The organism is Calditerricola satsumensis (assembly GCF_014646935.1).
GTDB lineage: Bacteria > Bacillota > Bacilli > Calditerricolales > Calditerricolaceae > Calditerricola > Calditerricola satsumensis.
Map to the genome: position 1 here is coordinate 31,381 of NZ_BMOF01000004.1, position 22,964 is coordinate 54,344.

The 22,964-nt window shown below is 64.4% G+C and carries 22 protein-coding genes and 1 riboswitch; of the genes, 18 read left to right on the plus strand and 4 right to left on the minus strand.

The features are described from left to right. Positions 1-164: 164 nt before the first annotated feature. The 3 genes from IEX61_RS01980 (at position 165) to IEX61_RS01990 (ending at position 2,083) form a co-directional block, all read left to right on the plus strand. Positions 165-845: a TerC family protein gene (locus tag IEX61_RS01980; protein WP_188816652.1), complete on the plus strand. Its 681-nt coding sequence runs from the start codon at positions 165-167 to the stop codon at positions 843-845. 116 nt (positions 846-961) lie between these two features. Next, positions 962-1,603 (plus strand): YitT family protein, encoded by a 642-nt coding sequence (locus tag IEX61_RS01985; protein ID WP_083462820.1) that lies wholly within the window; start codon positions 962-964, stop codon positions 1,601-1,603. Between the two features lie 102 nt (positions 1,604-1,705). After that, positions 1,706-2,083 carry a DUF2642 domain-containing protein gene (locus IEX61_RS01990; protein ID WP_054669210.1) on the plus strand — a complete coding sequence of 126 codons (378 nt, stop codon included), beginning with the start codon at positions 1,706-1,708 and terminating at the stop codon, positions 2,081-2,083. Between the two features lie 79 nt (positions 2,084-2,162). On the opposite strand, the gene IEX61_RS01995 is transcribed toward IEX61_RS01990, so the two are convergent. Beyond that, complete coding sequence (locus tag IEX61_RS01995; RefSeq protein ID WP_188816653.1) at positions 2,163-2,726, minus strand: LabA-like NYN domain-containing protein; 564 nt, start codon at positions 2,724-2,726, stop codon at positions 2,163-2,165. Positions 2,727-2,906: 180 nt separating this feature from the next. After that, positions 2,907-3,401: a hypothetical protein gene (locus IEX61_RS02000; RefSeq protein WP_054669215.1), complete on the minus strand. Its 495-nt coding sequence runs from the start codon at positions 3,399-3,401 to the stop codon at positions 2,907-2,909. Positions 3,402-3,722: 321 nt separating this feature from the next. Here IEX61_RS02000 and groES point away from each other — a divergent pair, with 321 nt between their 5' ends. Then, positions 3,723-4,004, plus strand: coding sequence for a co-chaperone GroES (gene groES, locus IEX61_RS02005; RefSeq protein WP_054669217.1), 282 nt, complete (start codon positions 3,723-3,725; stop codon positions 4,002-4,004). Between the two features lie 49 nt (positions 4,005-4,053). Further along, a complete protein-coding gene (groL, locus tag IEX61_RS02010; RefSeq protein WP_054669219.1) occupies positions 4,054-5,670 on the plus strand; it encodes a chaperonin GroEL in 1,617 nt (538 codons plus the stop codon). A gap of 88 nt (positions 5,671-5,758) precedes the next feature. On the opposite strand, the gene IEX61_RS02015 is transcribed toward groL, so the two are convergent. Beyond that, a complete protein-coding gene (locus tag IEX61_RS02015; RefSeq protein ID WP_188816654.1) occupies positions 5,759-6,076 on the minus strand; it encodes a hypothetical protein in 318 nt (105 codons plus the stop codon). Positions 6,077-6,408: 332 nt separating this feature from the next. Between IEX61_RS02015 and IEX61_RS02020 the strand changes: the two genes are divergently transcribed. Genes IEX61_RS02020 through IEX61_RS02030 form a run of 3 tightly spaced genes read left to right on the plus strand, consistent with a single transcriptional unit; the run spans position 6,409 to position 10,147 of the window. Then, a complete protein-coding gene (locus IEX61_RS02020; protein WP_054669221.1) occupies positions 6,409-7,524 on the plus strand; it encodes an inositol-3-phosphate synthase in 1,116 nt (371 codons plus the stop codon). Position 7,525: 1 nt separating this feature from the next. Continuing rightward, complete coding sequence (locus IEX61_RS02025; RefSeq protein ID WP_188816655.1) at positions 7,526-8,905, plus strand: NTP transferase domain-containing protein; 1,380 nt, start codon at positions 7,526-7,528, stop codon at positions 8,903-8,905. A gap of 54 nt (positions 8,906-8,959) precedes the next feature. Then, the gene (locus tag IEX61_RS02030) at positions 8,960-10,147 is read left to right on the plus strand and encodes an MFS transporter (RefSeq protein ID WP_188816656.1); all 1,188 of its coding nucleotides are present in this window, start codon (positions 8,960-8,962) and stop codon (positions 10,145-10,147) included. A 41-nt stretch (positions 10,148-10,188) separates the two neighbouring features. Here IEX61_RS02030 and IEX61_RS02035 read toward each other — a convergent pair whose 3' ends face one another. Beyond that, complete coding sequence (locus IEX61_RS02035; RefSeq protein ID WP_054672188.1) at positions 10,189-10,845, minus strand: YhcN/YlaJ family sporulation lipoprotein; 657 nt, start codon at positions 10,843-10,845, stop codon at positions 10,189-10,191. 198 nt (positions 10,846-11,043) lie between these two features. On the opposite strand from IEX61_RS02035, the gene IEX61_RS02040 reads away from it, so the two are divergent. From IEX61_RS02040 to IEX61_RS02085, 10 genes are all read left to right on the plus strand, one after another. Continuing rightward, positions 11,044-11,754: an N-acetylmuramoyl-L-alanine amidase family protein gene (locus IEX61_RS02040; protein WP_054672191.1), complete on the plus strand. Its 711-nt coding sequence runs from the start codon at positions 11,044-11,046 to the stop codon at positions 11,752-11,754. 33 nt (positions 11,755-11,787) lie between these two features. Beyond that, positions 11,788-13,221, plus strand: coding sequence for an RsmB/NOP family class I SAM-dependent RNA methyltransferase (locus IEX61_RS02045; protein WP_229725599.1), 1,434 nt, complete (start codon positions 11,788-11,790; stop codon positions 13,219-13,221). Between the two features lie 262 nt (positions 13,222-13,483). Further along, the gene (locus tag IEX61_RS02050) at positions 13,484-13,813 is read left to right on the plus strand and encodes an ArsR/SmtB family transcription factor (RefSeq protein ID WP_083463091.1); all 330 of its coding nucleotides are present in this window, start codon (positions 13,484-13,486) and stop codon (positions 13,811-13,813) included. 29 nt (positions 13,814-13,842) lie between these two features. Then, positions 13,843-16,350 carry a penicillin-binding protein 1A gene (locus IEX61_RS02055; RefSeq protein ID WP_188816658.1) on the plus strand — a complete coding sequence of 836 codons (2,508 nt, stop codon included), beginning with the start codon at positions 13,843-13,845 and terminating at the stop codon, positions 16,348-16,350. Positions 16,351-16,431: 81 nt separating this feature from the next. After that, positions 16,432-16,622: riboswitch (cobalamin riboswitch) on the plus strand. Positions 16,623-16,920: 298 nt separating this feature from the next. Beyond that, a complete protein-coding gene (locus tag IEX61_RS02060; protein ID WP_054672871.1) occupies positions 16,921-17,610 on the plus strand; it encodes a HoxN/HupN/NixA family nickel/cobalt transporter in 690 nt (229 codons plus the stop codon). 35 nt (positions 17,611-17,645) lie between these two features. Next, on the plus strand, positions 17,646-19,313 hold the full coding sequence (gene cobJ, locus IEX61_RS02065; RefSeq protein WP_268238373.1) for a precorrin-3B C(17)-methyltransferase: 1,668 nt from the start codon (positions 17,646-17,648) through the stop codon (positions 19,311-19,313). Between the two features lie 39 nt (positions 19,314-19,352). Then, positions 19,353-20,438 carry a sirohydrochlorin chelatase gene (locus tag IEX61_RS02070; protein ID WP_188816660.1) on the plus strand — a complete coding sequence of 362 codons (1,086 nt, stop codon included), beginning with the start codon at positions 19,353-19,355 and terminating at the stop codon, positions 20,436-20,438. Continuing rightward, entirely contained in the window at positions 20,435-21,259 is an 825-nt protein-coding gene (gene cobK / locus IEX61_RS02075) for a precorrin-6A reductase (RefSeq protein ID WP_188816661.1), read from the plus strand. Before IEX61_RS02070 ends, cobK begins: the two co-directional genes overlap by 4 nt. After that, complete coding sequence (locus tag IEX61_RS02080; RefSeq protein WP_054673080.1) at positions 21,222-21,869, plus strand: precorrin-8X methylmutase; 648 nt, start codon at positions 21,222-21,224, stop codon at positions 21,867-21,869. The genes cobK and IEX61_RS02080 overlap by 38 nt, the downstream gene beginning before the upstream one ends. Continuing rightward, entirely contained in the window at positions 21,866-22,954 is a 1,089-nt protein-coding gene (locus tag IEX61_RS02085; RefSeq protein ID WP_188816662.1) for a cobalt-precorrin-5B (C(1))-methyltransferase, read from the plus strand. The genes IEX61_RS02080 and IEX61_RS02085 overlap by 4 nt, the downstream gene beginning before the upstream one ends. The last annotated feature ends 10 nt before the right edge of the window (positions 22,955-22,964 follow it).

Here is a 22,964-nt window from a genome sequence, read left to right on the forward strand (position 1 = left end):
GCTTCCGGTTACAGGATCGTCAAAACGGGCGGCGGAAAGAAAACCGCGCCCCGGTCCTGTAGGGCCCGCGGAGGCAGGCGAGACCTTTGCTTTCAGGCAAAGGTCTCGTTTTTCTTTGCTGACGGGGCAAACTACACGATGTGGACAGACAAGGAGGGATACGGTTGTCGTTCCTGTTTGATGCGACCTGGTGGGCCGATCTTTTCAAGATCATCCTCATCGACCTCATTCTCGCAGGGGACAACGCCGTGGTGATCGCGTTGGCGGTGCGGGGCCTCCCGCCACGGCAGCGCAAGATGGCCATCATTTGGGGCACGGCCGGGGCGGTGATTTTTCGCGGGCTGCTGACGCTGGTGGCGGTGTGGTTGCTCAAGATTCCCTTCCTCCAGCTGGTAGGGGGGGTGCTCCTTATGTGGATCGCGGTGAAATTAATGAAAGACGAAGAGGAAAAGCCGCAGGAACACGCGGAAAGCCTGTCCTTCTGGGCCGCCATGCGCACGATCATCATCGCCGACGTGATCATGAGCCTGGACAACGTGTTGGCCATCGCCGGGGTATCGAAAGGGGATTGGGTGCTCATCTTCATCGGCTTGGCCGTCAGCATTCCGCTCGTTATCTACGGCAGCAAATTGCTGTCCGGATTGATGAAGCGCTACCCCATCATCATCACCCTTGGGGCGGCCATTCTGGGATGGACGGCCGGCGAAATGATGGCCCACGATCTCGAGCGCCTCGTCACCCTGACCTTCGATTGGCTGCTACCCATCGCCGGTGCCCTTGTCGTTGTGGCATGGGGATACCTGGCCAAGCGCCGAAAGGCCGCCTTGGGAACCCACTCGGATTGACCCGCTGGCTGGCAGGAGAATACATAACACGGATCGGTGGGCGGGCCACCCGGTGCGGATGTTCCTTCTGAGACGCGCATACATCGTAGAAGAGGCGCGGAAAAGGAGGGCGATCCGTGGGGGTGGCCTTTCGTACCAACGTTTCGCCGCGTGTACCCGAGTGGATGGTGGAGCCTCCGGCGCCGAGCCGTTGGTCCCGCTATGCGGCGCTGGTGGGGGGCAGCGCCGTTCTCGCGGTGGGGGTAAACCTCTTTCTCGCGCCGCATGAGTTGCTTGACGGCGGTGTGTTGGGGCTGGCGCTGATTGCGCATTACCTTTGGGGTTGGGACATCGGGCGCAGCGTCGTCCTGTTTAGCCTGCCCATTTACCTGTTTGCCGGGGTGTTCAGCCGTACCTACGTGTGGCACGCCTTCCAGGGCATGTTTGTCTCCGCGCTCGCCATCGACTTGACCAGTGCGTTGCGCGGATGGGGACACTTTCCACCGGTGGAGAGCGCCTGTTTGGGCGGCCTGCTTGTGGGGATGGGCATTGGGTGGATGCTGCGCCACGCCACATCCACCGGGGGGACGGATTTGTTGGCGCAGGTGTTGACGCGTGCCTTGCCCGTGAACGTGGGGGTCGCCATTTTTTTCTTCGATGCGTTCATCCTCTTGTGCGGGGCGCTGACGGTCGGGCTGCACAATGCGGCGTTGTCCTTTCTGACCATCGGCGCGATCGGGGTGACCACCAGTGTTTGCACGCGCGGGATTCGGCCGTAGGACACCCAATCTGCCGTTCGGCCAGGCGGATGTCCACACGAGGGGCCGGCATCCCCGCATACCGTGAACGTGCAAGAACCTCACCGGAAAGGAGCGTGCGCGATGATGTACGGGTTGCCCCCGGTGCCTCCGTATCGCTATGCGTTGCAATCCGGAGTGCCGCCGGTGACGCCGGTTCGCGAGCCATCTCCTCCCGGGCGCGATTCCACGAGCCGGGAGTCGGCGCGCGAATCGACGCATCGTGAGTCGGGCATGAAGGAATCCAGCGCGCGATCGTCTGGGTATTCGCACTATTTTTACAAGCCGTTTCTCCGCCATGCCCAGCGCCTGATGCGGCGGCGCGTGGAGGTGGGAACGACGTCGGGGAAGCTTGTGGGGGAGCTGCGCGGCGTTTTTTCGGACCACCTTCTCCTCGTGGCGGACGGAAGGGAATGGCACATTCGCCTGGAGCAAATCGTGTACCTGACGCCGGCCAATTGAATCCACCGCGTCATGCGGCGCAAGCGAACACCCAAGAAAAAACCCGCCGAGATGGCGGGTTTTTTGCGATCCGCAAACCTTATGGCGAGATCTGCGAGACATAGGGCCCAATCCAGCACCGGCGGAAGTCGTCTTCGTTGATCTCGATCACCTCGTCGGCGTATTTCTTTAGCTCAGAGCGTTGCCCTTCCGGAAGGGCGATCTCGACGATCTTGCCCGTTTTGCGCACCTCTTCGATGACCCGCTTGTAGTCGCTGTCCGCGCTGACCAGCACGGCCGTGTCGTAGCTGTTCATGTACGCGCCGACAATCATGTCGGTGGTGAGGTTGACATCTGTTCCCTTTTCTTCCGTGAAATAGGTGCTGGCGTCCGTAGGATCAAAGGTGTGACCGGAAATCGGATGCTTGACCAGCTTTCCGGTGACGACCATAAAGCGCGGCTTGTATTTTAGGGCGGTGATGATGCCTTGTTGCTGCGGTTCGTCGACGGTATAAAAATAGGTGCGCATCAAATGGCGGCCCGGCCGCTTGTTGACGAGGAGATGGGCCAGTTTTTCGAGATCAACTTTTGGATTTTGGTTCAAATAGTGGCGACACGTGTGGTAAAAGTTGTTGCCGTCAATGAAAATCATGACGCGTTCCATTTGGTCACCTCCGGATAAAGAGAGAAGGCCAGACCGTGGCTGACCTTCCGAAACGGATACGATTGGCGGGTATGCCGTATCAATACCAGCCTTTTCATAGGGTATCCCGTTTCCGCGGGAGGAAATACGATCGCATGTACTTTCATTCTACACAAACGCCCTCGACGGCAAAAGCCCTGATTAGTCGACAGGATTCGACAGGGCGAAGACCAGGCGGCCGTCGCGATCATAGAGGCCGTCTTGTTCGGCGTGAACGTAGCCGTTGCCGTGGCGGACGAAGAAATGGAGCACGGCGTCAAGGAGCGTCCAGGCCCCTTCGTCCTCTTCCGTCAGGTCATCGGGCAGCTCCACGCGCACAAGTTGTTGCGTTTGGGCCAGCACGGTATGCGCTTGCCGTCTTTCTTCCAACGTGGGCAACGTCTCGAGGCTGGCCCGAAGAGCGGCCATTTCTTGGGCCATCTCTTCGTCTCCCGGCGCAAGCCGCGTGAGGGTGAAGGGGTCGCGATCGGGCGCGTGGTACAGGATGGCTTCCGTCCAGTCGGTGGAAGCGGCCTCGGCATCGTCCGGTCCGGGCCAAACGCCAAAGCGAAACCCCTCGTCTACAAGCTCTTGGTAGAGATGCGTGAGCGGGGGCAGGCGGTCGCACCGGACGAGCACGCGCAGGGTATACGCCATGGGGGTTCCTCCCGTAGTGCGCGTTGCGTCGGCAGGAAACGGCGTTCCGTGCTTCATCGGATCGTTTTCCCTTATTGTATCCCGTTTTTTCCCCCATGGCTATACCGACGACAAAAAATCGCAATAAATGCGTTTAAACGTGAGAAAAACCGAGAAAAGAAGGGGATGGTCTTTGACTTCCCCTGCCCGTGCGGCCAAAATGCATACCTGTCCCTTTTGCGGGGCACACTGCCTTGTGGCAGTATTGAAAGTGGCTGTTAGCACTCGGCAAGTTTGAGTGCTAATAGGCGCTACATAACCACGCCCGAAGGAGGAGTGCTCATGCTCAAGCCGCTCGGCGATCACGTGGTGGTGGAACCGAAAGAGCGCGAGGAAAAAACGCAAAGCGGCATCGTGCTGCCGGAAACCGCAAAGGAGAAGCCGCAGGAAGGCGTTGTCGTCGCGGTGGGCAGCGGCCGCATTGAAAAAGGGGAGCGCATCCCGCTGGAAGTGAAAGTGGGCGATCGCGTCATCTTCTCCAAGTACGCCGGTACGGAAGTGAAGTACGAGGGGAAAGAGTACATCATCCTGCGCGAGAGCGACATTCTTGCGGTTATCCAGTAACGGGATCCGCATTCCACCATGGAAATCGCCGTGAGAAGGGGGATGACTGATGGCCAAGCAAATTCGCTTTGGTGAAGACGCCCGCCGGGCCATGCTGCGCGGGGTGGACTACCTGGCCAACACGGTGAAGGTGACGCTCGGTCCGAAGGGGCGCAACGTCGTTCTGGAGAAGAAGTTCGGCGCTCCGCTCATCACCAACGACGGCGTGACCATCGCCAAGGAAATCGAGCTGTCCGATCCGTATGAAAACATCGGCGCCAAACTGGTGAAGGAAGTGGCCACGAAGACCAACGACGTGGCCGGTGACGGGACGACCACGGCGACGGTCCTGGCCCAGGCGATGATCCGCGAAGGGCTGAAGAACGTCACGGCTGGCGCCAACCCGATGGCCATCCGCCGCGGGATTGAAAAGGCGGTCAATGCGGCCGTTGAAGAGCTGAAGCGCATCGCCAAGCCGATCGAAGGGCGCAAGTCCATCGCCCACGTGGCGTCCATCTCCGCGGCCGACGAGACGATCGGCGAGCTGATCGCCGACGCGATGGAGAAGGTGGGCAAGGACGGCGTCATCACCGTCGAGGAGTCCAAAGGCTTCACGACGGAACTGGAAGTCGTCGAGGGGATGCAGTTTGACCGCGGGTACATCTCCCCGTACATGATCACCGACCCGGACAAGATGGAAGCGGTCCTCGACGATCCGTACATCCTGATCACGGACAAGAAGATCTCCGCCGTGCACGACATCCTGCCGGTGCTGGAAGCGGTGGTGCAAACCGGCAAGCCGCTCCTCATCATTGCGGAAAACGTCGAAGGCGAGGCCCTGGCCACTCTCGTCGTCAACAAGCTGCGCGGCACGATGAAGGTCGTGGCCGTGAAGGCGCCGGGCTTCGGCGATCGCCGCAAGGCCATGCTGCAGGACATCGCCATCCTGACCGGTGGCGAAGTGGTGTCCGAAGAGACGGGCATGGACCTCAAGAACGTCACCCTGCGGCAGCTGGGTCGTGCGCGCCAAGTCAAGGTCGACAAGGACAACACGATCATCGTCGATGGCGCGGGCGACAAAGCGCAAATTGAAGCGCGCATCAAGCAGATCCGCAAGCAAATCGAGGAAACCACGTCCGACTTTGACCGCGAAAAGCTGCAAGAGCGCCTGGCGAAGCTGGCCGGTGGCGTGGCGGTGATCAAGGTCGGCGCGGCCACCGAGCCGGAAATGAAGGAGAAGAAGCTGCGCATCGAGGACGCCCTCAACGCGACGCGTGCGGCCGTCGAGGAGGGCATCGTCTCCGGCGGCGGTACGGCCCTGGTCAACGTCATCCCGGCTGTGGCCAAGGTGGAGGCCGAGGGCGACGAGAAGACGGGCGTGCAAATCGTCCTCCGCGCGCTGGAAGAACCGGTGCGTCAGATCGCCGAAAACGCCGGCTATGACGGTTCCGTCGTCGTCGAGCGCCTGAAGAAGGAGCCGCTCGGTGTGGGCTTCAACGCGGCGACCGGCGAGTGGGTGAACATGATCGAAGCCGGCATTGTCGACCCGGCGAAGGTGACGCGCTCGGCGCTGCAAAACGCGGCGTCCATTGCGGCCATCTTCCTGACCACGGAAGCCGTCGTGGTCGACAAGCCGGAGAAGAAGGAGGGCAACAACAACAATTCCATGCCGGACATGGACTTCTGATCCGGCGCACTCCAACCGGACGACCCATCGTGGGCCTGTCCCGAAGAGGGGCAGGCCTTTTTTTTGCTTCCGCGGCAGGAAGCGCGCGTCAGCGCGGCAACTCGTCCTCCCGATGCGTCCACCCGTGTGGCGCCGGGGCGGCTGTGCGCCGCCAGGCCGACAACGTGAGGAGGGCGCGGATGAACCGTTCGCGGGCCAGGTAAAGGTCGGGGGCCATCACGCGTTCCCAGGCTTCGTCCGGGCGGATTCGGAGCGATTCGGCCAAGCGCTGGGCCTCCTCGTCCAGTTTGAGCAGGGCGGCCGCCACGGCTTGCCGTAGGGCCAGGTAATCGACGACCGGCTGGTGGAGAACGGGAACGTGAAAGCCGATGTTGCGGAACGCGCGCCGCAATGTGGGAACGTTCACGAAAGGCGCCTCCTTTGGCGGGATTCAGCAACAGTTTTCCCATAGCGGCAGAGGTCCAACCCACGTCCGGCGGTCAACGCTTGCCGCTCGTTAGCACTCGTTTAAGATGGCTGCTAAGAATTTGTTGACATATTCCTTACCCTTATGTAAAATTAGAGGTGTGCCGACCCATTCGTGCATGGGTTTGCCATCCATGTTCAATCGCGGCACCGGTTGAAGCAACGTACGATCCGTGGTCGGCGTACCCCCTCGGCGTTCGGTTCTTGCGGATGCTGCACCTTTCTCATCGACAAACCAAACAAAAATACCGGTTTGGAGGGAGGAGGTAAAGCATGGGCAAAGGCAAGATTCGAATCGCCATTGCTGGGGTTGGGAACTGCGCCAGTGCGCTGCTTCAGGGGATTGAACTGTATAAAAACGACCCCAGTCTGAAGGACGATCCCATTGGTTTGATGCACTATGATTTGGGCGGTTATGAGCCGGGCGACATTGAAGTGGTTGCCGCGTTCGACGTGGATGCGCGCAAGGTGGGCAAACCGCTGAAGGAAGCGATCTTCGCCAAGCCCAACTGCACGAAGGTGTTCTACCCGAATCTGCCGGACTACCCGGTGACCGTGCAGATGGGTCCGGTGCTCGACGGCGTCTCCGAGCACATGAAGGACTATCCCGAAGACGACACCTTCGTCGTCGCCAACGCCGAGCCGGTTGACGTGGTGAAGGTGCTGAAAGAGAGCGGCGCCGAGATCCTGATCAACTACCTGCCGGTGGGTTCGGAGCAGGCGGCCCGCTTCTACGCGCAAGCGGCGCTGGATGCGGGGGTGGGCTTCATCAACGCCATTCCGGTGTTCATCGCCTCCGATCCGGAGTGGGCGCGCAAGTTTAAGGAGAAGAACATCCCGATCATCGGCGACGACATCAAGTCCCAGGTCGGCGCGACGATCACCCACCGCGTGCTGACCAAGCTGCTGGAAGACCGCGGCGTGAAGATCACCCGCACCTACCAGCTCAACTTTGGCGGGAACACCGACTTCCTGAACATGCTGAACCACGCCCGCCTAAAGTCGAAGAAGAAGTCCAAGACCCAGGCGGTCACCTCGGAAATGGCCGTGGAGCCGGACAAGAAGAACGTCCACATCGGCCCGTCCGACTACGTGCCGTGGCTCAACGACAACAAGATCGCATACATCCGCCTGGAGGGTTTGGGCTTCGGCAAAGTGCCGCTGGAGCTGGAGGTCAAGCTGTCCGTCGAAGACTCGCCCAACAGCGCCGGTTCGATCATCGACGCCATTCGCTGCATGAAGCTGGCGCTGGACCATGGCGAGGGCGGCGTCCTCGAGGCCATCTCCGCCTACACCATGAAGTCCCCGCCGGTGCAAATCACCGACAGCGTGGCGAAGCAGAAGGTCGAGGAGTTCATCCGCGAGCGGGCCAAGGCGCCGGTGGCGTAACGTGCGGGCCGTGGTGCTCGCCGCGGGGGAGGGGCGGCGGCTTCGGAGCGTGCATCCGGGGCCAAAGCCCCTCTTTCCGCTCTTGGGCCTGCCGCTCATCGTTCGGACCTTCTGCACGCTGCGCGAAGCGGGGATTGCCGACATCGTCGTTGTGCTGGGGCATCGCGGCGACGAGGTGCGCGCGGCCCTCGGCGACGGGTCCCGGTGGGGCGTGCGCGTGACGTACGCCGAGAGCCCCGACTGGGAGAAGGGCAACGGGGCGTCGGTTCTTGCCGCTGCGCCGCATGTGGCCGGCGAACGGTCGTGGCTGCTGCTCATGGCCGACCACCTCGTCACGCCGGAGCTGGTGAGGCGCGTGGCCGCCTGCACGCCGCCGGAGGGGGGCGTGGCCGTTGGCGTCGACTTTACGCCCGCGCGCGTCCCCGATCTCGATGAGGCGACAAAGGTACAGACCGACCGGGTGACGGCGCGCGATGCGGCCGACGGAGGTGCGGCAAACCAGGATACCCGACCGTCCGTCGTGGCCATCGGCAAGGATTTGTCCGCCTTTGACGGCGTCGACTGCGGCGTGTTCCACGCCACGAGCGGCCTCTTGGACGCCCTCCGTGCGTGCGCGGAAGAAGGGCGGCACACGCTGTCGGACGGCGTCCGCCGGTTGGCTGCCCAGGGCCGGGCCGTGGCCTGCGACATCGGCGATGCGCGCTGGTGCGACGTGGACGATCCGGCGGCGGTGCGCCATGCGCGGCGGATGCTCCTCGAACAACTGCCCACGCCGCGGGACGGCCTCATCTCCCGCCACCTGAACCGCAAGCTGTCGGTGCCCATCAGCGCGGCTCTCGCGCGTTTTGCCGTGACGCCCAATCAACTCTCCTTCGCCACGTTCCTGCTGACGGCTCTGGCCGCCGGCCTGTTTGCGGCGGGTGCGTTTGTCGCAGGGGGCGTCGTGGCGCAAGTGGCCTCGGTGCTCGACGGTGTCGATGGGGAGATCGCCCGCCTCAAGTTCCTGCGGTCGCGCTTTGGCGAGCTGTTTGACGCCATCCTCGACCGCATCGGTGACGGTCTCCTCCTTGCCGGGCTCACCTATGGGACGTATGCGGCCACGGGCAGCGAATGGGCCCTGCTGTTTGGCGCTTTGGCTCTCATCGGTTCGCCGCTGTCGATGATGATCAAGGACCGCTATCGGGCGATGACCGGTGACCTCTACCGCCCTGACGTTCACGACGGCTGGGTGCGGTACCTGTTGGCCAACCGCGATGGCCGGATGTTCGTCCTCTTTCTCGGCGGGATCCTTGAACAAGGGCTGGCGACACTGGCCGTGCTAGCCTTCACCAGCTTGACCCAAGCCGTCGTGCGCCTGGCGCGATTGAAGAAATTCCTGTAACGCGGTTATTGGCGGGGGGAGCTGGGCAGGCTAGGGCTTGTAGGGGGGAGAGGCATGTCGCGGCAAGCCTGGCTCCTCGCCGCCATCACCGGCCTGTATGTCGGCGCCACGGCGCTGTCGAACACCTTTGTCAACGCGTACTTGTGGAAGCTGAAACGCGACTTCGCCACCCTCGGGTGGTTCAACCTGGCCCAATACGTTGCCATGGGGCTGGTGTTCCTGGCCGCAGGGTACCTCACCAACCGCTGGGATCGCGTGTGGGCGCTTAGGTTGGGGATGCTGGCCCACGCGGCCTTTTACTTGGCTGTGCTTCAGCTCGGGCGACAGGCTCCGGCCTATGCCGTTCCCCTTGGCCTCTTGATGGGGGTCGGCATGGGCTTTTTCTGGTTTGGGTACAACGTGATTCTCTTTGACGTGACGGATCGCGCCGATCGTGACCGCTTCAACGGCGCAAACGGATTCATCACGTCGGCGATGGGAATGGTGGCGCCGCTCGTGGGGGGCTGGCTTATTGGGCGCGAGGCCCTGACCGGGTATCGGTGGGTCTTTGGCCTCTCGCTGCTCATCTTTGCGCTGGCCACGGTTCTCAGCGGTTTTCTTCGCCCCCGCGCCGATGCCGACGGGTTCCGCTTGCTACCCGCATGGCGCGCCTCGTGGTCGCGGCGCACGCGCTGGCACGCGGTGATGGTGGCCATGCTCCTCGAAGGCCTGCGCGAAGGGGTGTTTGCCTTTTTGGTGGGCGTTTTGGTGATCGTGGCCACGGGGAGCGAGTGGCAGCTCGGGCTGTATGCCACGCTTTCCTCGTTGGTGTCGCTTGCGTCCTACGGTTTGGTGGGGCGCACCTTACAGCCGCAGCAGCGCCGCGCGGCGGCCTTCGTGGGCAGCCTGCTGGCCACCGCCGCCGTGCTCCCGCTTTTTGCCGACGTCACGTTTCTCACGCTCATGGTTATGGGGGTTGGTACGGCCGTGGCGTACCCGCTGTTCATCATCCCCGTGACCTCAACGGCCTTTGACGTGATCGGCGCCAATCCGCATGCGGTGCGCGACCGCGCCGAGTACGTGGTCATGCGCGAACTCGCCCTCAATGTCGGGCGCGTGCTCAGCGTGGCGGGATTTTTGTTGCTGATTGCCTGGCGCCAGACGCCGACGCTCCTTGCCGCCTACTTGGCGTTTACCAGCTTGGCGCTCGTCGGCGCGGCGCTGTGGATGCCCCAAAGCGTACCGGAGAGGAAGCCCAAATGAAAGCGGGCGGAAACGCGACGTTTCCGCCCGGAGGTGATCCGTTACCGCAACCCCCGCAACGGGGTCGTCACCGTTCGCCCGATGTCACGGATCAGATCGGCGGTGTCATTGATGAGCACGCGGGCCGACGCGCCGTTGCCCATGCGATTGGCGAGGTCCTGGGTGCGCCGCACGAGATCCGGGTTGGCCGTCACATACACCTCGTAGTTGGCCGGAACCACGGCCCGGACGTTTTTGTGGACGTTGCGTTCCACGGTTCGAACGGCGTCCGCGTTGCGAAACGGTCGCGCCGGCTTGATGCCGATGACGATGTTATCACCCGAGATCAGGACCGTGGCGTTCTGCACCCCGCGCACGCGTTCGGCGACCGCGTCAACGCGGTTGGCCAGCTGTCGGTTGATGCGTGCGGCGGTGTCGTCCGGACCGATCCGATCGGGTCGGGTCCCGTACGGGGCGACGGACCAGTCGTGGCGGTCGTAGAGCAGGCCGTCGCGCACAAACGGGCGGTTGGTGTACGGTGCGGTGTACGGCGCCGTGCGGTCCGGAGAGGCCGGCCCCGGAATCACGCGGTCGTAGGTCGTATACGGCGCTACGCGCGTGTCCGCGGGCGTGCGGGTGTCAGGCGGTGCCGCCGCTTGACATGCGGCCAGCGTCCCGGTCAAACCGGCGAGCACGGCAAAGGTCAGCAGCTTTTTCAAGCGGATTCACCTCCACGGTTAGTGTGCCTGGCCGCGCGGAGGCGCTATGTGTGGAAAAGGGCGCGTGGCTGTCCAAAACTTCACCGGACGTCCGCGTGCAAGGGAAGGCCTTTTCGGTGGAAGGGTAACGACGACGGGACACCGAAGCCACTCGAGAGACACGCGAGATGCAGGAAGCGGATGAGGAAGATGAACGGAATGCGCAAAGGCGCGGCCTTGTGCGCCGCGCTGACGATGCTGGCTGCGTTATTTGGCACCGCGACCGCGGTCGCCGAAGCGGGCGGTCCTTTTCTCCCCGCTCTCCCCTGTGATATTCTGGTGGATGCCGGTCACGGGGGTATCGACAGCGGCAGTGTGGTCGAAGGTCTCGAGGAGAAACACATCAACCTGGCCCTCGCCCTGGAACTGGGGGAACGCTTGCGCGCGCGGGGGTATCGCGTGGTCCTGACGCGCACCTCCGATCGCGCCCTGTCCGACGATGTGCCGGGAACCGGGCGCGGGCGCCACGCCCGCGACTTGCTCCAGCGCAAGCGCTTGGCGGACGCGCTGCGCCCCTTGGTGTTCGTGAGCCTGCACGCCAATTGGGCGAAGGATCCGGCCAAGCGAGGGGGAGAGGTGCTCCATCCGGCGAACGGGCAAAGCCTCTTCCTCGCCACGCTGTTGCAGGAGGCGCTCAACCGGCATTATGGCCTGAAGCGCCACCCTGTGCCCGCGCGGTCGTACTTCTTGCTCAACACGGTGCGCTGCCCGGTTGTGATCGTCGAAGCCGGGTACTTGAGCCATCCGGATGACCGCCAGCGGCTTGCTTCTCCGGCCGACCGGGCGCGCTTGGCCGACGCGTTGGCCGACGCCATTCATCAGTTTTTGCTGGTTTTCCCAAATGTGCGTCCTCGACACCGAGACGGTTAAGCCGTAACGCGAGGGACATGAGGGGGGATGGGAATGGAGCTGCCCCAACCGTTTGAGGAGCGCATGGCCCGATGGCTCGGGGAAGAGTACGCGGCCTTTCGCCAGGCGCTGGAGGCCGAGAGCGTGCACGGGTTGCGGGCCAACCGCCTGAAGGTGGCCCCAGAGGCGCTGGCGGCGCGGCTCCCGTTCACCTTGGAACCGGTTCCGTGGGCTCCCGATGGCTTTGTGTACGGGCAAGGGGAACGGCCTTCGCGCCATCCGTACTATTTTGCTGGCCTGTACTATCTTCAGGAGCCGAGCGCCATGCTCCCGGCCACGCTGCTCGACGTGCAGCCCGGCGAGCGGGTGCTCGACTTGTGTGCGGCACCCGGCGGAAAGGCGACGCAGATTGCCGCCGCTTTGGGCGGCCGCGGCGTGCTGGTGGCCAACGACGTGCATCCCAAGCGCATCAAGGCCCTTGTGCACAACCTTGAGGTGCAGGGCGTCACCAACGCCGTGGTGACGAACGACTATCCGGCCCACTTGGCCCGCGTCTTTCCCGCGTATTTTGACAAGGTGCTTGTCGACGCGCCGTGTTCGGGGGAGGGCATGTTTCGCAAAGATCCGGCCCTCATCAACGAGTGGAGCCTGGACCTTGTCAACTGGTGCATCCAACAGCAAAAGGGTCTCTTGCGCCATGCCGCGGCGATGCTGAAGCCGGGCGGCCTGCTGGTCTATTCCACCTGCACGTTCAACCCGGAGGAAAACGAAGCCATCATCGAATGGTTTTTGCGCCGTCACCCCGAGTTTGAGCTGGTGGACGTGCCGCATCAGCCGGGTTGGGCGCGCGGCCGACCCGATTGGGTCGACGGCGGCCGTCCCGAGCTGGCGCGCTGCATTCGCCTGTGGCCGCATCGCGTGCGGGGCGAGGGGCACTTTGTGGCCGTCCTCCGGAAACGCGACGCGGCGGATGCTGCCGGCGATGTCGGGCGCGTTCCGCCGGCCGGGCGACCGCCACATCTGGGCAAGCAGGCGCTGGAGGTGACGCCGCCCGATCCGTGGATGGTGGAGGCGGTGGCCCGCTTTGAAGCGCACCATTTTACGCGTCCGGTGCTGACCGCTGAAGGGCGGACGCTCATCCGCTTTGGGCGGCGGCTGTTTCTCATGCCGCCGGACCTGCCCGACTTGTCGGCGGTGCGCGTGGTGCGCCCGGGGTGGCTGATCGGCGATGTGAAGAAAGACCGCTATCGCCCGTCTCCCGCGCTGGCGCTGGCGTTGTCCGTTGACGACATTCGGCCGGAGCGGTGCGTCAACTTGCCTGCCGATTCGGATGAGGTGATGGCGTATCTGCACGGGGAACCCCTTGGGCAACCCCTCACGCCCGGCTGGAATCTTGTGGCCGTTGACGGGTATCCCTTGGGATGGGTGCGCCAATTGCCAGGCCGGCAGAAGAATCACTACCCGGAAACCTGGCGCCTAAGTAAATAAAATGGTTATGTAATTTTATAACATCATATACCAATAAACACCACTTGAATTTGTTATTTCATTTCCCTATCCTAAAAGCAGACCCCCCTTGACGAGGCTTTGAGCGTTGCCCACCACTCCTCCTGAACGGTTGGTGTCGGTTTCGCCTGTCCAGCGCGACAGGCGCTTTTTTTGTGCTCCGGCGGCAATTGCCCGTGTGCGGAATTCGTGTCAGAATGGAATACAGTGAAGGCGTTAGCGGTACGGGAAGGGAGGTTGCGGGGTGGAACCCCTTGACGACGTCGCAAAGTTGGCCAAAGCGTTGGGCCATCCCATTCGTGTGTGCATCCTCGACATGCTGCTGGCCAAACGCCGGTTTTGCGGCGACCTGGTGGCCCAGTTGGGCTTGGCGCAGTCGACGGTCTCCCATCATCTGAAAATCCTGCGCGAAAGCGGCCTGGTTGTGGCCCAGGAACAGGGCACCTGGGTGTGTTACGAGGTGAACCGCCAGCGGCTGCACGACCTCCGGAACCATCTTGATCGGTGGTTGGCGGGCGAGAGGTTGTGCGGCGGGTTCCCCCCAGAAACTGAACGTTCCCGTTCGAATTCTTGACGACGGGACGGCGCGAAAGGAGGGAAACCGTGAGGGGCTGGGTCCTGATCGGATTGGCACTCATGGTGACGTGTTTCGTGGTCGTGGCGGTCGGCGTGGCGGCCGTCTACGCCTTGGGCAACGCGTGGCTGGACGAACGCCAACTTGACGCAGCGGAGGCGTCGGTGGTCTACGACATCGAAGGCAAGGAAGTGGCCCGCTTGTACGTGCAAAACCGGGAGAAGGTTTCCCTCGACCGCATCCCGGATCACCTGAAAAACGCGGTGATCGCCACGGAAGATCGCCGGTTTTACCAGCATCACGGCGTCGACCTGTGGGGCGTGATGCGCGCGCTCTACAAAGACATCCTGGCCATGGAAGCCGTCGAAGGGGCCAGCACGATCACGCAGCAGCTGGCGCGCAACGCCTTCTTGTCGCATGAAAAGACGCTGCTGCGGAAAACGAAGGAGGCCATTTTGGCCTTTGCCATCGAACGGCGCTATTCCAAAGAAGAGATCCTTGAGATGTACCTGAACTACATCTACTTTGGGAACGGCGCCTATGGCGTGCAGGCGGCATCGGAACTGTACTTCGGCAAGGACGTCTCCGAGCTCACCCTGGATGAAGCGGCGCTTTTGGCCGGCATGCCCAAAGCGCCGAACCGCTACAACCCGCTCAAGAATCCCGAAGCGGCCAAGGAACGCCGCAACCTCGTCCTCCGGCTGATGGAGGAGCAGGGGTACATCACCCCTGCCGAGCGGAAAGCGGCCGAACAGCGGCCCATCCACGTGGTCAAGCCGAAGGTGGAGCGCGAGCCGTACAACGCCTACCTCGACTACGTGATCGAAGAGGCCGAGACGCGCTACGGCATTACCGAGGAGGAGCTGTTGCGCGGGGGCTACCACATCTACACCAACCTGATCCCGCGCATGCAGCGGGTGGTGTACGAGAAGTTCAGCGACGACGCGTTGTTCCGTTACAAAAAACAAAAGCGTGAACCGGAACCGCTGCAGGCCAGCATGGTCATTTTGAACGCCAAGACGGGCGGCATCGCCGCCATCGCCGGCGGCCGCGAGTACGTGCGCAAGGGGCTGAACCGCGCCGTCGACATCAAGCGCGACCCCGGTTCGGCCATCAAGCCGCTCGTCGTGTACGCCCCGGCGCTCGAGGAGGGCTGGTCGCCCTATGACATGCTGCCGGACCGGCCCATGGAATTTGGTCGCCAGAAGTACAAACCGAAAAACTACGGCGGACGGTATCGCGGCGAGGTGACGATGGTTGACGCCGTGCGGTGGTCGGTCAACGTCCCCGCCGTGTGGCTGTTGGATCAGTTGGGGGTGGAGACGGGGTACCGCTACGGTCGGGCCTTTGGCCTGCCCTTGCCGGAAAACGTCGCCAATCCGGAACACTACTCCTTGGCGCTGGGGAGCGGCGTCGGCGTTTCGCCGCTGCACATGGCGCAGGCGTATGCCGCTTTGGCCAACGGGGGCGTGTGGACCGAAGCGCACGCCATTCGCAAGATTACCAGCCGCGACGAGCAACTGATTGTGGAGGCGAAACCGGATACGCGCCGCGTGGTGTCGCCCAAAACGGCGTACTACATGACGGAGATGTTGCAGGAGGTCGTTCGTTCCGGGACCGGGAAATCCGCCAGCTTCGGCCGCCCGCTGGCCGGCAAAACGGGGACCACGCAGGAATCCCGCGACGCGTGGTTTGTCGGGTATACGCCGACGTGGGTGGGCGCGGTGTGGACGGGATTTGACAAAAACGAATCCGGCGCGGAAATTACCGGCGGGAAAACGGCGGCGCCCATATTCAAAGCCGTCATGCGTGAAGCGCTGCGCGGAACGAAATGGGAGGACTTCAAGCGACCGGAAGGCGTAAAACCGATTGAGCCGCCGGTCACGCTGAAGCCGGTGAGCGGCCTGACCGGGGACATCACCGTAACCCCGAACCTTACCGTGCAGATCACCCTGCGCTGGACGCCGCTCGACGACAAGCGCGTGCGCTACCGCGTGTACGAGCGGACGCCTGATGGTCGGCGGATCGCGCGGGGCGAAACCGACGGCGGCGTGTGGACGTACGAGACGCCCACCGTGCAGCCGGAATACCGCTTTGAAGTGGTGGCGGTGGATCCGGAGGCCAACAAAGAGGGGCCGCCCGCCGGTCCGATCACGCTGTCGCTGGCGCCTTTCCTGGCACCGGACGGCACGCTGCGGCCGCCGGCGCCGGAGACGCCGGAGACCCAATCGCCACAGCACGGGGAACGGTCCCAAGAAGGGGATCAGCCGGCCGAGCCGGGCGCGAATCCGCCGCCGCCATCGAATCCGCCGGCAACGCCGCCCGGACAAGCGCCGAATCCGCCGGCTCAGCCGCCCGGGCAACCGGCTGAGCCCGGGCAGCCGTCCGGCCCCGGCCAACCGCCACAGGTTCCCGGTGACGAAAGCGGCCTTGTGCCCATGCCCGGGCAGTCGCCCCTTCCCGGTACCGACGGCCCGAAGGAACGCCGTTCGGAGCGATCCCATTCCCCTCGAACCAAACCGGAAGCCGCGGGCTAAAATCGGTGCCGAATTTCTCCTAGACAATCCGTTCTCCCCCGTGGTAAGATGGGGGTGCAACACAGTTCGGACAACCGCATAGCGCAGCGCGTAGAAGCAGGTGCCCGTCGCGGCGGCGACGGGTGAAAAGGGAAGTCCGGTGCAAATCCGGCGCGGACCCGCCACTGTGAGTGGGGAGCGAACCGCAGAGAGCCACTGCGACGATGGTCGCGGGAAGGCGCGGGGAGCGAGGATCCACGAGCCAGGAGACCTGCCTGCTTCGATGGCACCTTCGACCTACGGGAACCTAGGGGAGGTGCTCGCAGGGAGTCCTCTTGCCCACGAAGGCGTCTGGAGCGTCGCGGCCTGACGGATGCGTGAAGGAGGTCGCGCGTGGGCCATGGAGAGAGTCGATTGCGAGCCTATCCGCGTTTCCGGGTCGGATAGGCTCGTTTGTTTTACGGCGAACCCTGAAAGGGGGGACAGGTCCGGTTCCGGATCAGAAAACAGACTTTTTTGAATGTGACGGAAGGGACAAGCGGCTGCCCAATCGATGAAGGGCTTGGATAACGTGCAGGAGGAGGCATGGCCATGGAGGAACTTGCCCTGTTGGCGTTCGCATTGCTGCTGGGGTTGCGGCATGCGCTGGATCCCGACCATGTGGTGGCCGTCTCCACCCTGGTGGCGGAAGAGCGCCGCCTTTGGCCGGCCGCGTGGCTCGGCGTCATCTGGGGGATGGGTCACCTGCTTTCGATTGCGGTGGTGGGACTGGCGCTGTTTTGGTTTCGCCTTCCGCTGCCCCCGCGTTTTGAGGAAGGGATTGAAGCCGCCATCGGGATGCTTCTGGTTGGACTTGGTATGGCCACGTTATGGCGCGCGGTCCGTGATCGCGTGCGCTTTACGATTCACGCCCACAATGGCGTGATTCATGGCCACTTTCATCGGCCCGGCCATCGCCATCCGACGGTGAACATGGCCCGTCGCCAATGGATCACCTTTGGCATTGGCCTGCTGCATGGCTTGGGCGGCAGCGGGGCAGTGGCCGTGTTGGCCCTGCAGATGTCGCCCACACTGGGTGTGGCGATGCTGTGGCTGCTTCTGTTTGGTTTGGGCTCGGTCTTCGGGATGGTTTTCCTGACGCTGCTCGTCGCGGTACCGACGTTGGTGGCGACCTCCCGCAGAATCGCCGTGCATGTCGGGATCCGCATTGCGGCAGGCTTGGCCAGCCTCCTGTTTGGGTGCTACATGGTTGGGAGTCTGTTTTTTGAGAGAATGGCCTGACGAAACGGCCGCGCAAAAAAGGGAGGGCAATGGCGGTGTTCATCCACGAGACCAAACGCGGCAAGCTTCTTGTCGTCGGCTTTGGACCGGGGAGCCGCGCCCACATGACCGAGCGCGCGCGGCGGGCGATTGAAGAGAGCGATGTCATCATCGGCTACAACACCTATGTCGACCTCGTGCGCGACCTTTTGACCGATCAGGAGATTGTCCGAACGGGGATGACGGAGGAGGTGAGCCGGGCGCGGGCCGCCGTGCGCGAGGCGAAGGCGGGCAAGACCGTGGCGGTCATCTCCAGCGGCGACGCCGGCGTGTACGGCATGGCCGGCCTCATTTTCGAGGTGCTGGTGGAAGAGGGATGGCGGCCGGGGGACAATCCCGACGTGGAAGTGATTCCCGGCGTCTCTGCTGCCCAGTCGTGCGCCTCGCTGCTCGGTGCCCCGCTCATGCACGATTTTGTCTGCATCAGCTTGAGCGACCACCTGACCCCGTGGCCGCTCATCGCCAAGCGCGTGGAGATGGCAGCGCAGGGCGACTTCGTGATTGTCCTGTACAACCCGAAAAGCGGCCGGCGCACGCGGCAGATCGTCGAAACGCAGCGCATTCTCCTTCGCTACCGCCGCCCCGACACGCCGGTCGGTTTGGTGAAAAGCGCCTACCGCGCGCGGCAGCGCGTGACACTCACCACGCTTGGCAAGATGCTCGACGAGGAGATCGGCATGTTGACCACGGTGATTATCGGCAACAGCACCACCTTTGTGCACGAAGGGCTGATGATCACGCCGCGGGGCTACCAGCGCAAATATACCTTGTCCCGCGACGAGCAGCCGCTTGCTCCTCACGAGCGGCTGCGTCCCGAGGCGGAGCCGTGGTCGTTGGCGGCGATGACCGGCCGGGGCAACGACGCGGATGCCGCTGGCGCCTGGCAAGGGGAAGCTTACGCGGCGGCGGATGCCGAACCGGTGCCGAACGCCTTCGCGACGGCAGAGGCCGGTGCGGCGCTCCTGGCGGCGGGGCCTTCCACGTCGGCGGCCGAGGACGAGCGGCCGCCTTCCTTCCCCGTGCTGGAGGTGGCCGTCTCGCCGGGCGTGGCCAACAAAACATTCACGCCGCAGCAGCTTCGCACCCTTGCCGAAACGGTTGGGGAGCGGGGCGAGATGGTGTACACGCCGGATCACTGCATCGTGTTGCGCCTGCCGGACGTCGCCGACGCCGACGGCGTGCGCCGGCGGCTGGAGGCGGCCGGCCTTTGCGTGCTGCCCGTCGGCAATGTGGTGCGCGTCAAAGCGTGCGATTTTTGCGAAGGCGAAAAGCCGGAGGCCATCCCCTACGCCGAGGAGCTGGCCCGGCGGCTTGACGGCCTGCCGGTGGAGAAGGAGCTAAAGATCGGCTTCAACGGCTGCGGCATGTCCTGCTACGGTGCAGTGCGCGAGGACATCGGCATTGTCTACCGGCGCGGGGCCTTTGACCTGTTTCTCGGCGGCAAGACGGTGGGCCGCTCCGCCCATCCGGGACAAAAGGTGGCCGAGGGCATCCCGCCGGAGGAGCTGGTTGACCTCGTGCAGCGCGTCGTCGAGGAGTACCGCACGCACGCCCAGCCCGGCGAGCGGTTCCACAAGTTCTTCAAGCGGCGGGGCGCGGCGGGGTTCCGCTGGAATGCCGGCGCGGCGGCGCCGACGCCAGAAGAGGCTGTATGCGGGGAATGAGGAACCCTGCGGCAGCCGACAGAAGGAGGCGAGACCGGGATGACCGATCTCTTGGCGGACAGTGCGCCGCGTGGTGCGACTCTCGCAGCGGCGGAGCGGGGAGGGCCCCCGTCGGCGCAGAACGGATGCACGGCGGTGCTGTTTGTGGGCCACGGCAGCCGCGACCCGGAAGGCAATGCCGAGCTGTTGCGCTTTACAGCCGCCTTAACGCCGCGCCTGCCCGTACCTGTTGTCGAGACCTGTTTTTTGGAGCTGACGGAGCCGACCATTGCCGAGGGCATCGCCCGCTGTGTTGGCCGCGGAGCGGCGCACGTGGTGGTGGTGCCGATCAGCCTCTTTGCTGCCGGTCATGCCAAGCTGCACATCCCGGCGGCTCTCGACGAGGCCCGGGAGCGGTACCCGACGGTGCGCTTCACCTACGCCCGGCCGGTGGGCGTCCACGACAAGGTCCTGGCCATTCTGCTCGACCGCCTGCGCGAAGCGGGCTTTTCCCCCGGCGCTGCCGACCTCGCGGAAACGGCCGTGCTGGTGGTGGGGCGCGGGTCGAGCGATCCCGACGCCAACAGCGACCTGTTCAAGATCAGCCGCCTGTTGTGGGAGCGGACGCGCGTCGGATGGGTAGAGACGGCCTTCGCCGGCATCACGGCGCCGCTTTTGGCGGAGGGGTTGGAACGGTGCGTGCGCCTGGGGGCCAGACGCGTTTACGTGTTGCCCTACTTTCTGTTCACCGGCGTGCTGATCAAGCGCATGGCCGACGAGGTGGCCGCCTTCGCCGCGCGCCATCCCGAGCGGCGCGTGCACCTGGCGCGTTATTTCGGGTTGCACCCGCTCCTTGCGGACATCCTCATCGAGCGGGCGCAGGAGGCGCTCGCGGGCGAGGTGCGCATGAGCTGCGACCTCTGCACGTACCGGCTTCTCGCTGCGGCGCACGCGTCCCACGATCCTCATCATCACCATCACCATCATCACCACCACGACCCTGCGCACGGCCACCGGCATGCCCACGCCCACGGCGCCGACGACGGATCCGGCCCGGCGGGCGCATGGGACGCGTCTGCCCCCGCACGGGATGGCGCGGCCGTTGCCGCCGACCCGGAGCACCGGCAGAAGGGGGTGGGAAGATGATCGTCGTGCTGGCCGGAACGAGCGACGCGCGGCAGCTTGCGCTCCGCCTGCTGCGCGCTGGCTATCCCGTGCTGGCTTCGACAGCCACGGAGAACGGGGCGCGGGAACTGGAAAAAGAAGGCGTGCCGGTGCGGTGGGGACGGCTTGACGACGAAGGGATGACCGCGCTGCTTAGGGAAAGCGGGGCGCGCCTCGTCGTCGACGCCAGCCACCCGTTTGCCGAGGAGGCGCACAAGACGGCGATGCGGGCGGCCGCTGCGGCGGGCATTCCGTATCTGCGCTACGAACGGCCGTCGCAGGAGGACGACATCGCCGCCGATCCCCTCGTCACCGTCGTCGACTCCTACGAAGCGGCGGCGGAGGAGGCGCGCCGGCGCAAGGGGACGGTCTTCCTCACCACCGGGAGCAAGACGCTCGAGCTGTTTGCCCAAAAGCTCCTGCCCGACCCGGACATTCGCCTCGTCGTCCGCGTGCTGCCCACCGTGGAGAACTTGGAAAAATGTGCCCGCCTGGGCATCGCGCAGCGCAACATCATTGCCATGCAGGGGCCGTTTTCCGAAACCCTCAACCGTGCGCTGTACGAACACGTCAAGCCCGACGTGATCGTGACCAAGGAGAGCGGCAAGGAAGGATCGGTTGCGGAAAAACTCCAGGCCGCGCGGGTGCTGGGCATTCCCGTCATCCTGATCCGCCGCCCGCGCCTGGCGTATGACCGCGTGTGCACCACCTTCGACGCGGTGCTGGACGCGGTGCGCCATCTCTACGCCAAAGGAGGGATCGCCCGTGGCGTACAAGCCGCCGACACAGCCGCAGGAAATTGAAGACAAGAGCTTTGCCATCATCGCCGAAGAACTGGGCCCCCATCCGTTCACGCCGGAGCAGTTTCCCGTCGTGCAGCGCGTCATCCACGCCACCGCCGACTTTGAGCTGGGGCGAAGCCTCGTCTTCCACCCGCGGGCCATCGAAGCGGGGATCAAGGCCATCTTGTCCGGCAAGCCGGTCATCGCCGACGTGCAGATGGTCCAGGCCGGCATCAGCAAGGCGCGGCTGGCCCGCTTCGGCTCCGACGTTCGCGTCTACATCGCCGATCCCGATGTGGTCGAGGAGGCCAGGCGGCTGGGCACGACGCGGGCCATCGTGGCCATGCGCAAGGCGGCGCGGGAGACGGACGGGGCCATCTTCGCCATCGGGAATGCCCCGACGGCGCTCCTCGAGCTGATCCGCCTGATCGAGGAGGTAGGGGTGCGTCCGTCCCTCGTCATCGGCGTGCCGGTGGGCTTCGTCTCGGCAGCGGAGTCGAAGGAGGCGCTGCGGAACCTGAAGGCCGACGTGCCGTACATCACCAACATCGGCCGCAAGGGGGGCAGCCCGGTGGCGGTGGCCATCGTCAACGCCCTGTCGCTCATGGCCGAGGCGGCGGAGCGGGTGTGACGGCCTCTTTGCGTCACGGCTACACGACGGGCGCCTGCGCCGCCGCAGCGACGAAGGCGGCCACGCTGGCGCTGGTGACGCAGCGGCCGGTGGCGGAGGTGACGATTCCCCTCCCCGCCGGCATCTCGGCCACCTTTCCGGTGGAAGATCTGTCCTTTTCGGCGGAAATGGCAACGTGCTGCGTGGTCAAGGATGCGGGCGATGATCCCGACGTCACCCACGGAGCCCGCATTTACGCGACGGTGATGTGGCGCAACGAACCGGGCATCGAGATCGACGGCGGGCCGGGTGTGGGGCGGGTGACGCGTCCGGGCTTGCCCGTTCCGGTGGGCGAGGCGGCCATCAACCCCGTGCCGCGGCGGATGATCCGCGAGGCGGCCGAGGGGGTGCTTGCCGCCCACAACGAAAGGCGCGGGGTGCGCGTCGTCATCTCCGTCCCCGGAGGGGAGGAAATGGCCAAGAAGACGCTCAACGCCCGCCTTGGCATCATCGGCGGCATCTCCATCCTCGGCACGCGGGGCATCGTCGTGCCCTTTTCCACCGCCGCCTACCGCGCCAGCGTGGCCCAGGCCATCCGCGTGGCCAAGGCCAACGGCTGCGACCATCTCGTCCTCACCACCGGCGGACGCAGCGAAGCGTACGCCCGGGCGCGCTTCCCCAACCTGCCCGAGATGGCCTTCATTCAGATGGGCGATTTCGTGGGCTTTGCGCTCCAGCACTGCCGCAAGCAGTCCGTCGCCCGCGTCTCCCTCGTGGGGATGATGGGGAAGTTTTCCAAAGTGGCCTGCGGCGTGATGATGGTGCACGCCAAGAGCGCGCCGGTCGATTTTGCCTTTCTGGCCCGCCTGGCGGAGGACGTCGGTGCGCCGCCGGACCTCGTCGAGGCGGTGCGCGCGGCGAACACGGCGAACCAGGTGGCCGATCTTCTGCGGGCATCCGGCTACACCGCCTTTTTCACGCGCCTGGCGGAGGCGATCTGCCGCGCGTGCCTTGCGCACGTCGGCGGCGGGATGACCGTGGAAACCGTGCTTGTGACCCTGAACGGAGAGGAATTGGGGAGGGCTGTTCTTGATGGAAAGGATTGAGGAACGGATG